Raw genomic sequence first — 14,239 nt, forward strand, 5'->3', positions numbered from 1 at the left:
CCGGGTGAGCACGGCCAACCCGGCGATCGCGGTCGCCGGACTCCGGCACTGGCTCGTCTTTGCGGCACGTCGCATCGGCGCCCTCGTGGCAGGGTTGGCGGTGCTCATGACTGCGACGTTCGGCATCGTGCACCTGATCCCGGGGGATCCGGCGCGAGAAATCGCCGGCGTCACCGCGTCGGAGGCGACCGTCACGCAACTGCGGGCGAAGCTGAACCTCGACAAGCCGCTGGTGACGCAGTATTTCTCCTACGTCAAGGGAGTGCTGATCGGCGACTTCGGGAGCTCATTTCACAGTCAACGCAGTGTCGCCGACATCATCGGGGCACGGCTGCCCGCCTCATTGTCACTGGCACTGGCGGCATTCTGTGTGGTCATCGTGGTCGCGCTGCTGGTCGGCATCTCGTTCGGTGCCCTGACGGCGGAGAGCCGGCGACCCCGACTGCTGATGTACTTCGGCATGGTTACGGGCTTCCTGACCTCGATTCCCGGCTTTCTGCTGGGCGTCGGACTGGTCTACCTGTTCGGGGTGGTCACGCAGCTGCTTCCGGTTGCCGGACGAGACGGACCGTCGTCCTACGTGCTACCCGTGATTGCGCTCGCCATCGCTCCAGCGGCGTCCATGGCCCGGATCGTCCGGGTCCAAACCGCCGTCATTCTGGCACAGGACTACATCCGGGTGGCCCGCAGCAAGCGCCTCGCCCCGGTGACTGTCCAGGTCAGGCATGTGCTGCCGAACCTCGCGACCCCGGTGCTCACGCTCGGCGGGATGCTGCTGCCGGCCTTGCTCGGAGGCAGCGTCGTCATCGAGAACGTCTTCAACTGGCCGGGGCTCGGCACGGAAGTCGTCTCAGCGGTGCTGATCAAGGACTATCCGGTCATCCAGGGCATCGTTCTCGTCCTCGGGTTCGGTGTGCTCCTCACGACCGCACTGGTGGACCTGGCGCTGGGCATCCTCGACCCGCGCTCTGTCATGGCGGAGGACTGATCGATGACGCGCCTCAAGCGGGTGACTCAGGTATTCCGAACACCCGGCGGCCTCGTGGGTGGAATCGTTCTGCTCGTCATCGCCGCCATAGCCGTCGTCGGCCCCGGGCCGTGGCATTCCGCAGCAACCGCGATCGATCCGGAGGTGGCACGGGCCGGGGTGTCGAACGACCACTTGCTCGGGACCGACGATCTCGGACGTGACGTCCTGGCCCGCATCCTCGCAGCGACCCGCCTGTCCCTACTGCTCGCGCTGGCCGCCACCGGGATCGGCGCGGTCCTGGGCATTCCGTTCGGCGCCGCCTCCGGACTGTTCGCGCCGCGGTGGCGGCGGCTGGCGGGTCGTCTGATCGCGGTGATGCTGGCATTTCCCGCAATCCTCACCGCACTCATCGTGTGCGCCATCTTGGGCCCCGGCCAGGGAAGTGCCGTGCTGGCCGTCGGACTCGCCGTAGCGCCCGGGTTCGCCCGCCTGTCGCAGACACTCGGTGCCACGATCGCCGGATCGGAGTACGTTGCGGCCGCCCGGGTCACCGGCGTCGGGGGCTGGCGCCTGTTTCGTTACTACGCGCTGCCGAACATTGCCGAGCCTATGATCATCGCCGTGATGATGGTCGTCAGCGATGCGCTGCTGGCGACGGCGGCCCTCGGGTTTCTCGGTCTGGGCGTGCAGAGTCCGAGCTTCGACTGGGGCGGGCTGCTCGGCGACGGGCTCCGCAACATCTACATCGCCCCATTGGCAGCGATCGCACCCGGTGTGGCCGTGGTCCTGACCGGCCTGGCGTTCAACCTGGTCGGCGACGCTCTGGCGGGCGGATCGACGCCGCGGCATCGGCTCGTGAGACGCCGACGACACGACCCGGTGCAACGGCATGAGGACCCGGCACCCACCCCTACCGAACCTTCGCCGAACGCGCGCGGAGTGCTGGAGGTCGACCGACTCCTCGTGGAATTCGGCACAGCCGACTCGCCGCATCAGCCGGTCCGCGGCGTGTCATTCTCGATGGGCGCCGGTGAGATGGTCGGAATCGTCGGTGAATCGGGCAGCGGGAAGACGTTGACCGCACTTGCGGTTGCGCAGCTGCTGCCCTATCCAGGTCGAAGCCGAGCCCGCAGGCTGGCCCTGGACGGTCAGGAAATCCAGACCGTGCCGGCCGGCCGGCTCCGTAGGCTGCTGGGAACTCGGTTGGCCGTCGTTTTCCAGGATCCGCTGTCCTCGCTCAACCCGGCGCTACGTCTCGAGCGTCAACTGACCGAGAAGATCCTGGCGCATCATGGCATGTCCCGCCGAGTTGCTACGCAACTCGCGGTGGAGCGGCTCGGTGATGTCCGGATCAACGCACCCTCGCAGCGCATCCGCCAGCTACCGCACCAGCTGTCCGGTGGGATGCGGCAAAGGGTGATGATCGCCATGGGGATCATGGGTACACCCGCGCTCCTCATCGCCGACGAGCCGACGACCGCGTTGGACGTGACGGTCCAGGCACAGATCATCGATGTGCTGCGCGAGTTGAACGCAGTGCACGGCACGGCAGTTCTCCTGATCTCGCACGACCTGTCGGTCGTCACGGAGCTCTGCGACCGGGTGATGGTCATGTATGCCGGACGCATCATCGAGGACATGCCGCGCTCGGTGCTGATCGCCAAGCCCGCGCACCCCTACACCCGGGCACTGATGGCCTCGATCCCCAGTCTGGACATGTCGCAGGACCGGCCTCTCGCGGTTATCCCGGGACAGTCGGTGAGTGCCGAGCAGGTTCAGGAAGGATGCCCGTTCGCGCCGCGCTGCCTGTTGGTGATCGACCGGTGTCGTCAGCAGGAGCCGCCGCTAGTTGACCATGGAGCAGGTCGAGTGGCGTGCTGGCGGGCCGATGCCGAACTCCCCGACGAGTCGTCGCGCAACCCTGCGAGCGTGCAGTCGTGACCGACCTGCTTTCGCTGACCGACCTGCAAGTCGGCTACCGGACCACATCGCGCACCCTGACGGCTGTCGACGGCGTGACGCTGTCGATAGCCGCTGGCGACACCGTGGCGCTGGTTGGTGAGTCCGGCTGCGGCAAGTCGAGCATCGCCCGGGCGATCGTCGGACTCGCCCCCGTGACAGGCGGGCGGATTCATCTGGACGGCACCGACGTCACCAGCCGCGCGGCCCGCAGCAGCCGGGCGTTTCGGCGGCGGGTGCAGATGGTATTCCAGGACCCCTACGCCTCGTTGAACCCGAAGCTGACGGTGGGCGAGACCCTGGAGGAAGCACTCCGCTGCCACCATCGGATGAGCCGGACGGAACGGTCGGCTGAGATCGAGCGTCTCATGACCGTCGTGGCCTTGGATCCCGCCCACGCCAATCGGTATCCGGCTCAGCTGTCAGGGGGGCAGCGGCAGCGCGTGGCCATCGCGCGTGCTCTTGCGGTTCGTCCGGACCTCATTATTGCCGACGAGATCACGTCCGCCCTCGATGTGTCCGTGCAGGCGGCGATTCTCAACCTGCTGCGGGAGATCCAGGGACGGACCGGTGTGTCCATCCTGCTCATCACGCACAACCTCGCTGTCGCCCGCTACTGCAGCGTGCGCACCGCGGTGATGCACCTCGGTCGCATTGTCGAGATCGGCGGCACCGACCTGTATGAGGCACCACGACACCCGTACACGCGCGGGCTGCTCGACAGTGCGCCTAACCTGCACCGTCGACGCACCGGGCCACTGACCATTCTGGGTGACGTTCCGGACCCGCATCATCCACCGCCGGGGTGTCGCTTCCACCCGCGCTGCCCGATGTTCGACGCGACGGCCCAGCAACGTCGGACATGCGTGACCGCGGATCCTCCGCTGCTCGGCACCGAGCAGGCGGGGGTGGCATGCCACTTCCCGCTGGGCCACGGCGCGATCGACGTGCCGACCGCGCGGCAGGTGACGTCATGACCCCCCAGGCAGCATTGCGCGACTTCGTGTTCGACGCCGCCGAACGGCACAACATTCCCGGTGCGGCGGTCGGGATCGTCCACGGTGCCGACGAGTACACGGTGACCAGGGGCGTGACCAGCACCCGCGATCCACTTCGCGTCGACGATCACACCTTGTTCCCCATCGGCTCCATCAGCAAGACGTTCACGGCAACGGCGGCGATGAGCTTGGTGGAGCAGGGGTTGCTGGACCTGGACCTGCCGGTGGCTCGATACCTGCCCACCCTTCGCCTGTCCGAGCACGGCGAGCGCGCCTCGGTTGTCGTCCGCGACCTCTTCACGCATACGGCGGGCTGGCTCGGCGACGATGTCCCCGACACCGGGTGGGGCGACGAAGCGGTGTCTCGGGCGGTGACCGAGCAGCTGCCCCGGTTGCCGCAGCTGGTGCCGCCCGGCGGGCCGCCGTCGTACAACAACATGTCGGCCGCAGTGGCGGCGTACCTGCTGGAGACGGTGACCGGCCGTTCGTTCGAGGAGGTCCTACGGCGCCGGGTGCTCGCGCCGTTGCGGCTGGCTGAGACGTTCTCCTTTCCACAGGAGATCGCGCATCGCCGGCACGCGGTGGGACACGTCGTGGTGGCCGGCTCGGCGCGACCGGTCATGGAATGGCAGACGTCTCGTGCGATGGTGGCCGGTGGCGGGCTGGTCAGCTCGTTGACCGACCAGCTGGCCTATGCGCGCTACCAGCTCGATGGGAACACCGCCGGCACTCCACCGGTTTCCCAGGCCACCCGACTCGCGATGCAGCGGCCGTACGTGCGGATGAACGACTGGTTCGGCATAGGCATCTCCTGGCTGTTGCGGTCACGAGGTGAGCTCGCCCTGGTCACGCACAGCGGGAATGTCGCCGGCCTGTACGTCTCGCTCCTCGTCCTGGTGCCGGGCGAGCGGCTCGGTATCGTCGCCCTGACCAATGCGGCAACTGGTGCGCTGATGCAGGAGGAACTGCTGGCGTGGGCCCTGCGGAGGTTCCTCGGCCATGACGTCGTCGCGCTGGAGCCGGCAGGCAGCACCGGGCCGCTGGATGAGTACGTCGGCCGGTATGTCACCGGCGAACTCGACATCGAGGTCCGCAGTACGGCTGATCAACTTACTGTGAACGTGAAGTACGTAGGTGTGGTCGTGGACCCCGCGGTGGCGAGAGAGATCGAAAAGCCGACACCGGTGTTCTTCGTGGCACCCGATGTGGTGGCCGCCGAATCTGCTCCCTGGCAACCTGCCGGCGAGTTCGTCCGGGACCCGGACGGTTCGGTGGGTTGGCTGCGTTGGGGCATGCGTCTGGTCCGTCGCCACGGAGCGGACGTCGGTGCAAGGCAACAATGATCGACCAAGCGGAACAGGAGAGTGACCTTGACCAGACCACGCGCTCGTGACCTCGGCCTGAAGTTCGGGAAGTTCGAGCCCGGCCCGCACAACGCCATAACCGACGTACCAGGGGTACGGGTCGGGCACGAGACGATCGTCGGTGGTGACGGGCCCTTGGTCGTCGGCACCGGACCGGTGCGCACCGGCGTCACGGTGATCGTGCCGCATGACGGCGACGTTTGGCGCGAGCCGGTATTTGCAGGCGTGCACACCCTCAACGGCTGTGGTGAGATGACAGGCCTGGAATGGGTTCGGGAGTCCGGCACGCTTTCATCGCCGATCGGGCTCACCAACACCCACAGCGTCGGCGTCGTGCGTGATGCCCTGATCGGGCTGGAGTTTCGCCCGAGGCAGGGCCAGGGCGCCTACCAGTTCGGGCTGCCAGTCGTGGCCGAGACCTATGACGGACTGCTCAGCGACATCGACGGGCAGCACGTCACCGAGGCGCACGTGGCGGCTGCGCTGGCGGGGGCGGCAGCGGGCCAGGTCGAGGAGGGCAACGTCGGTGGCGGAACGGGCATGATGTGCCACGGCTTCAAGGGCGGGATCGGCACCGCCTCCCGTCGCGTGCCGGGGGTTGCGAGCACCTTTACCGTCGGGGTGCTCGTGCAGGCCAACCACGGCCGCAGGGACCGTCTGGAGATCTTGGGTGTCAAGGTCGGGAAGGAGTTGAGCACCGACGTCATCCCCGACCCGACGGCCGACCTGCGCAACCAGATGTCGATGCCCGAGGGGGCCGGATCGGTGATCATTGTCGTTGCGACCGACGCGCCGATGCTTCCCAAACAGTGCGAACGGCTGGCCCAGCGCGCCGGATTCGGCATTGCCCGGATGGGTGCCGTCGGCGAAGCTGCCAGTGGTGACATCTTCCTGTGCTTCTCCACCGGCAACCGCGGACTGTCGCCGGTCACCTTCGGCGAGAGCGAACCGGAGTCCACGCCGGCACGATTCATCTCCAACACCTTCATGACCGACTTCTTCGACGCGGTCATCGACGCCACTGAAGAGGCCATCGTCAACGCCCTACTGGCAGCGGACACCATGACCGGCCGGGGAGGTGTCACTGTGCATGCCATCGATGTCCCAGCCTGCGTCGAGATCCTGCGAGCACGTGGTGTCCTGTGTGAATCGACGACGGGGCAAGCGACGTGACCGGCGGAGCGGCCCTTGAGCGCAGTGAGTTCGTCGTGCTCGTTGATGTCGATGTCATCGCGGCGCTCGACACGGTGTGGGCCGCCATGGTCGAGGAAGATCGACGCGTGGGCTGGTGGCCGGGTCTCGCGTTGCACGCCGTGCCCGGAAGCCTGCTGCAGGAGCTCTGGACCGATCGGGAGGGAGTCGAGCGGGTCGGCTACGGCGTGGTGCACGACGTGCGGCGCGGGCAGTTCCTTCGGTTCAGTTGGGCCGATTCGCGGTGGGGCGCCCCCACGACGGTCGAATGGAGTGTCTGCCCGACCGGTCCGTCGTCAACCAGGGTGAGCATCCGCGAGACCGGACTGGAGCACGTCCGTGACAGCGCCGAGCTCTTTCGTGTGCATCAATCGGGCTGGCGCCTGCGCCTGGACAATCTCCGGGACTATGTCGAGCAGGCATGACATCCGTTCGGCGGCGATCCGCCTCGCGGGTACTGCGGCAGCTCACCACACCCAGGGGTTTGGATCAATTCGCTGGACTGACGGCATAGGACATCAGCCGCCGCGAAACGGTGTGCTGGGCTACTCGTAGCGCACTGGCCAGACGCTCGGGGTCGGCGCGGAAGGACGGCGCGGTGATCGACAGCGCGCCGACGGCCTCGCCCTCCCCGTCCAACACGGCGACCGCGACAGCCAGATTGCCGAGAACGCACTCTTCGCGCTCGACGGCGTAGCCTAACTCCCTGATCCGCTTGAGCTCGCGGTGCATCATGCCGCGTTGCGTGATCGTGTAAGGCGTCAGTCGAGCCAGCCCGGCCTTCGTCACCGCTTCGACGAGTCCCGCCGGAGCGTTGGCGAGCAGGGCCTTACCGGTAGCGGTGCAGTGCAGGGGCATTCGTCCGCCGACCCGTGAGGCGGGCACCTCATGCCGGGTCGGCGCGATCTTGTCGATGTACAGCACCTGCAGGCCGTCGAGCACGCCGAGATGGATCGTTTCCTGGGTGGCACGGAAAAGGTCGTCCATGATGGGCAGCGCCGCCCGGCGCAGCACACGTTGCCGGGGCACCTGCTGACCGAGTTCGAACAGCCGGAGCCCGAGCTGGTACCGCTGTCCGGAACGTTCCAGCAGCCCCCAGTCGACGAGATCCTGGCAGATCCGATACACGCTGGCTTTCGCCACCGCGGTTCGCGCGACGAGTTGGGCAAGCGACAGTTCTGCGTCCTCCGGCCCGAACGAGTCCAGAATGAGCCGCACCTTGCCGAGCAGGCTGTCACGCTCCACGCCGGTCTCGCCTCCTCCAGTGCTGCCGCGTCAGGTCTATCAGTTCACGGTCCCGAGCACCAGGGTCCCGCCCACCGCCGGGTCAGGTGAGTGCACCAGTCCGCTCAGTGAACCAGAACGCTCCTCAATCCGCGTCGGCGTCGTTAGTGTCCGTGCGGAACGCCAGAACGAGAAGGAGCGCCCATGGGCGGAACTATGATCGCGGGGAAACGCTGACATGGCACATACCGCAACGGTCCAGCGTATGTCGGCAATCTTGCCGACCATCATCGACGACATCGGTCGGCTGGTGCGCTGTGAGTCACCGTCAACAGACCTCGCTGCCGTTGCACGCAGCGCCGAGGTGGTTTCCGCACTGGGTACCGAGATCCTGGGCGTGCCGCCCGAGCGGATCGACGTAGCGGGCCGGACGCATCTGCGTTGGCGGTTGGGCAGTGGACCGCGACACCTCTTGCTGCTCGGCCATCACGACACCGTATGGCCGCTCGGTTCGCTCGACCGGCTTCCGTTCTCGGTCGAGCGAGGTGTCCTGCGGGGTCCCGGCTGCTTCGACATGAAGGCCGGGCTGGTCATGGCATTTCGGGCGATCGAGGCGCTGGACGATCCAGACGGGCTCACCATCCTCATCACGGGTGATGAAGAGCTTGGGTCGCCCTCATCACGGCAGCTGATCGAGGAGGAGGCCGCCGGCCTCGTCGCCGTCGTGGTAGCCGAGGGCGCTGCACCTGACGGCGCACTCAAGTGTGCGCGAAAGGGCGGCTCGCTGTACGAGGTGACGATTCAAGGGCGCGCCGCTCACGCCGGACTCGATCCAGGCCTTGGCGTCAATGCCGCGATCGAGGCCGCGCACCATGTGCTGGCCGTCGTCCAGCTAGCCGATCCTGAGACCGGGACCACCGTGTGCCCGAGCCTGCTCACCGCTGGGACTACGAGCAACACCGTCCCGGCCAGCGCGAGCTTCACGGTGGACGTCCGGGTGAGCGACCCTGCCGAACAGGCTCGGGTGGACGCCGCGATGCGATCGCTTCGCCCCGTACAGCCCGGTGCCGGTATCACGGTCCGGGGCGGGCCTAACCGGGCGCCGATGACTGCGGAGGCGTCACGGGACCTGTTCTTGCGCGCGGCGGCGATCGGACGCGCGCTGGGGCTGCCTCCGCTGGCCTGTGCGGCAGTCGGCGGTGCGTCGGACGGCAATCTGACCGCTGCCATGGGTGTACCGACGATCGACGGGTTCGGGGCCGTCGGGGGAGGCGCGCACGCGGACGGCGAGCACGTCCTGCTCGAGGCGATTCCCGGCCGAACGGCGCTGCTCAGCGCCTTGCTCGCCGAGGTTCTCGCGGAGGCCCGCGACCGATCGCACACTCCGGATGGAGACCAGCCATGAGCGGTCCGGAGCGTAGCGGAGGAGCCGCTCATCATCAGCACAATGTGGGGCTCAGGCGGCCGGAGCGAAGCGGAGGTCGCCTGAGCGGCAACGACGTCCGCACCGCGAGCCAGCACCACAGCGATCCGGAGCGGCAGGAAGCCGAGGACGTCACCGCCGCGGCGTTCGAGCTCGCGGAGCAGACGGCCCGAGCCTGTGGTGTCGAGCTACGCACCCTGGCCGAGTTGGCCGACCTCGAGCGCGTATGCGAGCTCTACCAGCGGGTCTGGGGGGCAATCCCGCAGGAGCCACCGATGACACGGGATCTTCTTCGTGCGATGGTCAAGTCGGGAAGCTACGTGGCCGGAGCCTACGCGGCCGGCGAACTGGTCGGGGCGTGCGTCGGATTCTTCTCCCCACCGGTCAACGCGACGCTGCACAGCCACATCATGGGCGTCTCCAACGTCATGCGTGGACGCAATGTTGGCTTTGCCCTCAAGGTTCATCAGCGTGCCTGGTGCCTCGAGCGTGGCGTCTCGTCGATCAACTGGACGTTTGATCCGCTCGTCCGGCGCAATGCCCATTTCAACCTGACGAAGCTCAACGCGGACGCGGTCGAGTACCTCGAGAACTATTACGGCGGCGGCCACGACGACCTCAACGGCGACGACGAGACCGACCGGCTCCTGGTGAACTGGAACCTGCCGAGTGCGGCGGTCGCGGCCGCATGCCGAGGCGAGCATTCATCGTTGGACGCCGCGGCACTGCTGGCGGACGGGGCCGCTGTCGGCCTCGCGTCCGTCAACAACCAGCCGCGACGGGGACCGACCGACGCGCGGACGGTACTTGTCGCCGTCCCTGAGGACATCGAGTACCTGCGAGCCGCCGAGCCCGGCCTCGCAGCTGAATGGAGGTACGCCTTGCGTGAGACCCTTGCCCCGCTGATCGCGGCCCGCGCGCAGATCGTCGGCTTCGCCCGGACCGGCTGGTTCGTCGTCGTGCAAGGAAACAAGCTGTGAAGCTGACCGGGGTTGAGCTGCGCCATGTGACCCTTCCGCTGATCAGCCCGTTCCGCACGTCGTTCGGCACCGCAACGACCCGCGATGCGGTGCTCATCCGGGTGGAGACCACCGAGCAGCAGGGGTGGGGCGAATGCGTAGCGATGGCCGAGCCCCGATACTCGTCCGAGTACGCCAGTTCGTGTGCGGAGGTGATCCGGCGGTTCTTCGTGCCGGCGCTGGCCGCGGCCAAGTCGGTTCGGGCGGACGACGTGGCCGGCATCCTCGCCGTGTTCCGGGGCCATCGGATGGCGAAGGCCGGCTTGGAGATGGCACTCCTGGACGCCGAACTGCGGGAGCACGGGCAGTCGTTCGCCGAGGCGCTCGGCGCCACGCGGGACCGCGTTCCGAGCGGGGTGTCCGTCGGCATCATGGATTCGACGCAGGCCCTGCTCGATACGGTGGGCGACTATCTGGAGCAGGGATACCGGCGGATCAAGCTGAAAATCGAGCCAGGTTGGGATCTGGCGCCGGTGCGCGCCGTCCGGGAGCGCTTCGGCAGCGAGGTCGTGCTCCAGGTGGACGCCAATGCTGCGTACCAGATCTCCGATGCTCCCGCGCTGGCCGCGCTCGATCCGTATGAGCTGGCGCTGATCGAGCAGCCGCTCGGCGAGGAGGACATCCTCGGGCACGCCGACCTGGCCCAGCTCGTGCAGACACCCATATGCCTGGACGAGTCGATCACATCGGTCCAGGCCGCGGTCGATGCGATCAGGTTGGGGGCGTGCCAGATCGTGAACATCAAACCGGGCCGCGTCGGCGGATATCTCGAAGCTCGACGCATTCACGACGCCTGCCTGTCCCGGGGCGTACCTGTGTGGTGCGGCGGCATGCTCGAAACCGGTTTGGGGCGGGCGGCCAACGTCGCGCTCGCGGCGTTGCCCGGCTTCACCCTTCCCGGCGACCTCTCGGCCTCCGATCGCTACTATCGGACCGATATCACCGTCCCGTTCCGTCTCGACGACGGCAACTTGCCTGTGCCCGGCGGTCCCGGACTCGGCGTCACCCCGATTCCGGAGCTGTTGGAGGAAGTCACCACGGCATCGGAATGGATTCCGGTCTAGACCGCCGTGTCCCTGCCAAGCGTGGCCGCCGTCCCGACCTGAGCCCGGGGCGCGGCCAGCGCTGGGCGTCACGTCCGGGCCCCTTGGGCCTCCGCGATGGACCGCACCGCCACTGCGATTGCTAGGAGGCCGGCACCGTAGGCGGTGAGGAGGAGGAACCCGCCGAGGGCGCCGTGTGCCTGGACGACGGCACCGGCGGCGAGTCCGGCGAGGGCGATCCCGGCGGCGCTGAGCGCGGACATCAGCGCGAACGTCTGCGTCAGCAGCGACCGGTCGACGTGTCGTTCGACGAGGGTACCGGTGAGGATGATGATCGGGCCGACGCCGAGACCGACGACGAACAGTGCGGCGAGCTCGGCGACCAGGTGTTGCAGGGTCGTGAGCCCAGCCGCTCCGGCGGTGACGAGCAGCGCGGCGCCGAGGAACCGGCGCCAGGGTGCGATGCGCCAGCGGATGGCACCGTAGGCGGCGCTCGCGGCGAGGCTGCCGGCGCTCATCGTGAGGTAGTAGACGCCGGCGAGGCCGACGGTTCCCTCGGCGCTCGCGAGGGCGGTGACGGCCAGCTGTGTGGTGCCGAAGAGCAGCCCCAGCAGCACGTTGGCGAGGCTCAACGACACGACGAGGCGAGGCATCCGCCGGGGCGCCGCAGCTGCGGCGCCTGCCCGGGCGCCGCCTGGCGGTGGCATGCTGTCGCGTTGCAGCGCGAGCGCCAGCGCCGACCCGGCGACGAGGGCGCACGCGATCGACGCGCCGGCCGGGGCGGCGACGGTGGCCACGGCGGCCGACGCGGCGAGGGGCCCGACGATGAAGGCGACGTCGTTGGCGAGGGACTCCAGCGAGAACGCGGTCTCGATCCGCGGGTCGCCGTGCAGCAGGTGGCTCCAGCGGGCCGCGGCGAGTGCGCCGAGCTGCGGGACGCTGAGCCCGGCGACCGCGGCGACGACAACGGTGGCGAGGACTGGCGCCGGCCGGTGCAGCGCGACGATGAGGCCGACGAGCGCGGCGAGGTGCACCACGGCGACCGGCGGTAGCATGCGGCGCTGCCCGACCCGGTCGGCGAGCCGGCCGAGCAGCGGCCCGCCGACGGCCTCACTGGCGGCGAACGTCCCGGCGACGACACCGGCCCGCACGTAGTCCCCGTAGCCGGCGACGGCGGCGAGCAGGACACTCAGGCCGTACATCGACACACCGAACCGGCCGGCGACCGTGGTGGTGAAGAACGCCGCCGCGCCGGGGGTCCGCAGCACCCGCACGTAGGGTCCGAGCGCGCAGCGCCGCTCCCGCATGGTCATGCCGGGGCCGGGACGGTCCGGTGGTGACGATGGAACTCCCACGCGTCGGCGATGATGCTGTCGAGACCTCGGGTCGGTTGCCAGCCCAGCTCCCGCCGGGCCTTGTCGGAGACGGCGACGAGGGTGGCGCTGTCACCGGCGCGGCGAGGGTGGACCCGGACCGGCACCGGTCTGCCGGTGGTCGCGCGAACCGCCTCGATCACCTGGTGGTTCGTGAAGCCGACGCCGTTGCCGAGATTGTAGACGCGGTGCTCGCCGGGGTGCTCGACGTGCGCCGCGAAGTGCAGCACCCCGTCGAAATCGCCGCGGGCAAGCACTGCATCGGCGACGTCCTGGAATCGGCCGGGCACGAACGTCGTGCCGGTGGGCAGGTGGCTCGAGCCGGCCGAGTGGTCGTCGATGACGGTGACGTCATGGCCTGCCTCGACGAGCAGCGTCGCCACCGTGGACCCGACGTAACCGGCGCCCCCGGTCACCAGATACCTCGCCATTTATCCAAGCTCCTTACACTCGGTGGATCATTGTGAATGTCCGTGAACATTGCCGTGCGGCAATGTTAGGGCTGGACGGTGCCGACGCAGACGATCGACTTCCAGCAGGGCATCAACGGCAAGGGATGGGACTGATGGTAGGAGTGCTGAATGCCTGACTGGTCGCTGATCGTCTCGCCGGCCGACGGCCGGAACCGCACCACCGAGGAGCTCGTCGCGCTGCTGCCGGCGCTCGGCGCGACGATCGGCATTCACCTCGGCTTCCTCGGCGATGACCGCTTCGGCGGCACCGGCGAGGACGAGCGCGGCGACCCCTTCTGGCTCAACGGTGCGTTCCGCGAGCCGGGCGAGTTCGGCCGGTACGAGTCCTACCAGTTCGACATCGACGTGCAGATGCGGGCCGGTGCCGACCAGGAGGCGATCGCCACCGGCCTCTACAACCGGGTCCGCGACAGCGAACAGTTCCACGCGGTCCTCACCAGGAATTCCACCGCGATCCTGGCCACCCACGCGAACAGATCCCTGTGGTGGACGTGAGCGCTCAACCCCGCGCGCGGGGCTTGGTCAAACTGGCGCATACGGTGGACCTTGAGGCAGCTCAGAACGGGTGAAACCGCTCGAAGGGCGGCTCGGTCAAGGAGCCGGGAAGCCGGAGGGCGCGGCAGCGGGGCACCGCCTCGGCCGCGGTGTCATCGCCAACGTTTCGCAGGGTCCCGTCGGCGAAGGCGTCGGGAATCGCCGTCCAGCCCAGGTTCCGCTCGTAGTACCGCACCGCGGTGCGCACTGACGGCGTCCAGTCGTCGTCAATCACGATCAGCCCGCCCGGCCGGACGATCTTGCGCAGGAAGTAGAGGTCCACAAAAACCTCGTGGAAACGGTGACTGCCGTCGACAAACGCTGCGTCGGCGACGAGACCATCGGTGACGAGTTCCGGGAGCGCGATGGATGACCACGTGCGCATGAGCCTGGCGATCGAGTCCAGTCCTGCGGCGCGCAGCAGATCCCAGCCGATGTTGCAGTACTCCTGGTCCTGGAAGGGATCGATGATGACGTGCCGGGGATGCGGCGGGTCGACCGTGACCAGTGCCTCGCCGACTGCGAGGGCGGAGCTGGCGTAGGCAAGCCCGACCTCGACAACCGTCTCGACCCTCTCGGAGATCAACAGATCTCGGAGCAGATCGCAGTCCCGCTCAGGCATCGTGACCGTCTCGAAGTCCCGCTCGTGATGTCGCGTCCACGGCGGA

The 14,239-nt window shown here is 68.2% G+C and carries 13 protein-coding genes and 2 pseudogenes; 10 read left to right on the plus strand and 5 right to left on the minus strand.

Going from position 1 to position 14,239, the window contains the following annotated elements:
- Positions 1-4 precede the first annotated feature (4 nt).
- The 6 genes from Dfulv_RS15490 to Dfulv_RS15515 are packed head-to-tail and all read left to right on the plus strand — an operon-like array spanning position 5 to position 6,907.
- Positions 5-988, plus strand: coding sequence for an ABC transporter permease (locus Dfulv_RS15490; RefSeq protein ID WP_259863693.1), 984 nt, complete (start codon positions 5-7; stop codon positions 986-988).
- Positions 989-991: 3 nt separating this feature from the next.
- On the plus strand, positions 992-2,911 hold the full coding sequence (locus Dfulv_RS15495) for a dipeptide/oligopeptide/nickel ABC transporter permease/ATP-binding protein (protein WP_259863694.1): 1,920 nt from the start codon (positions 992-994) through the stop codon (positions 2,909-2,911).
- Positions 2,908-3,906 (plus strand): ABC transporter ATP-binding protein, encoded by a 999-nt coding sequence (locus Dfulv_RS15500; protein ID WP_259863695.1) that lies wholly within the window; start codon positions 2,908-2,910, stop codon positions 3,904-3,906. The genes Dfulv_RS15495 and Dfulv_RS15500 overlap by 4 nt, the downstream gene beginning before the upstream one ends.
- Positions 3,903-5,270, plus strand: a complete 1,368-nt coding sequence (locus tag Dfulv_RS15505; protein WP_259863696.1) for a serine hydrolase domain-containing protein — start codon at positions 3,903-3,905, stop codon at positions 5,268-5,270. The genes Dfulv_RS15500 and Dfulv_RS15505 overlap by 4 nt, the downstream gene beginning before the upstream one ends.
- 27 nt (positions 5,271-5,297) lie before the next feature.
- Positions 5,298-6,464, plus strand: coding sequence for a DmpA family aminopeptidase (locus tag Dfulv_RS15510; RefSeq protein WP_259863697.1), 1,167 nt, complete (start codon positions 5,298-5,300; stop codon positions 6,462-6,464).
- A complete protein-coding gene (locus Dfulv_RS15515; RefSeq protein ID WP_259863698.1) occupies positions 6,461-6,907 on the plus strand; it encodes an SRPBCC family protein in 447 nt (148 codons plus the stop codon). Before Dfulv_RS15510 ends, Dfulv_RS15515 begins: the two co-directional genes overlap by 4 nt.
- 64 nt (positions 6,908-6,971) lie before the next feature.
- On the opposite strand, the gene Dfulv_RS15520 is transcribed toward Dfulv_RS15515, so the two are convergent.
- Positions 6,972-7,727 (minus strand): IclR family transcriptional regulator, encoded by a 756-nt coding sequence (locus Dfulv_RS15520; RefSeq protein WP_259863699.1) that lies wholly within the window; start codon positions 7,725-7,727, stop codon positions 6,972-6,974.
- Between the two features lie 256 nt (positions 7,728-7,983).
- Between Dfulv_RS15520 and Dfulv_RS15525 the strand changes: the two genes are divergently transcribed.
- The 3 genes from Dfulv_RS15525 to menC are packed head-to-tail and all read left to right on the plus strand — an operon-like array spanning position 7,984 to position 11,212.
- The gene (locus tag Dfulv_RS15525; RefSeq protein WP_259863700.1) at positions 7,984-9,111 is read left to right on the plus strand and encodes a M20 family metallopeptidase; all 1,128 of its coding nucleotides are present in this window, start codon (positions 7,984-7,986) and stop codon (positions 9,109-9,111) included.
- Entirely contained in the window at positions 9,108-10,109 is a 1,002-nt protein-coding gene (locus tag Dfulv_RS15530; protein ID WP_259863701.1) for a GNAT family N-acetyltransferase, read from the plus strand. Before Dfulv_RS15525 ends, Dfulv_RS15530 begins: the two co-directional genes overlap by 4 nt.
- Positions 10,106-11,212 carry an o-succinylbenzoate synthase gene (gene menC, locus Dfulv_RS15535; protein ID WP_259863702.1) on the plus strand — a complete coding sequence of 369 codons (1,107 nt, stop codon included), beginning with the start codon at positions 10,106-10,108 and terminating at the stop codon, positions 11,210-11,212. The genes Dfulv_RS15530 and menC overlap by 4 nt, the downstream gene beginning before the upstream one ends.
- Positions 11,213-11,280: 68 nt before the next feature.
- On the opposite strand, the gene Dfulv_RS15540 is transcribed toward menC, so the two are convergent.
- The 3 genes and pseudogenes from Dfulv_RS15540 to Dfulv_RS48830 form a co-directional block, all read right to left on the minus strand.
- Positions 11,281-12,504 carry an MFS transporter gene (locus Dfulv_RS15540; RefSeq protein ID WP_259863703.1) on the minus strand — a complete coding sequence of 408 codons (1,224 nt, stop codon included), beginning with the start codon at positions 12,502-12,504 and terminating at the stop codon, positions 11,281-11,283.
- Positions 12,501-12,761 (minus strand): annotated as a pseudogene (locus tag Dfulv_RS48825) (UDP-glucose 4-epimerase GalE); the annotation flags it as partial. The pseudogene Dfulv_RS48825 and the gene Dfulv_RS15540, both read right to left, overlap by 4 nt.
- Before the next feature lie 48 nt (positions 12,762-12,809).
- A pseudogene (locus tag Dfulv_RS48830) lies at positions 12,810-12,995 on the minus strand (NAD-dependent epimerase/dehydratase family protein); the annotation flags it as partial.
- 150 nt (positions 12,996-13,145) lie between these two features.
- Here Dfulv_RS48830 and Dfulv_RS15550 point away from each other — a divergent pair.
- Positions 13,146-13,532 (plus strand): hypothetical protein, encoded by a 387-nt coding sequence (locus Dfulv_RS15550; RefSeq protein WP_259863705.1) that lies wholly within the window; start codon positions 13,146-13,148, stop codon positions 13,530-13,532.
- Positions 13,533-13,593: 61 nt separating this feature from the next.
- Here the strand turns inward: Dfulv_RS15550 and Dfulv_RS15555 are convergent, their stop codons facing one another.
- Positions 13,594-14,157 carry a class I SAM-dependent methyltransferase gene (locus Dfulv_RS15555; protein WP_259863706.1) on the minus strand — a complete coding sequence of 188 codons (564 nt, stop codon included), beginning with the start codon at positions 14,155-14,157 and terminating at the stop codon, positions 13,594-13,596.
- Between the last annotated feature and the right edge of the window lie 82 nt (positions 14,158-14,239).

This window comes from Dactylosporangium fulvum, assembly GCF_025137375.1.
GTDB classification, from domain to species: Bacteria; Actinomycetota; Actinomycetes; order Mycobacteriales; family Micromonosporaceae; genus Dactylosporangium; species Dactylosporangium fulvum.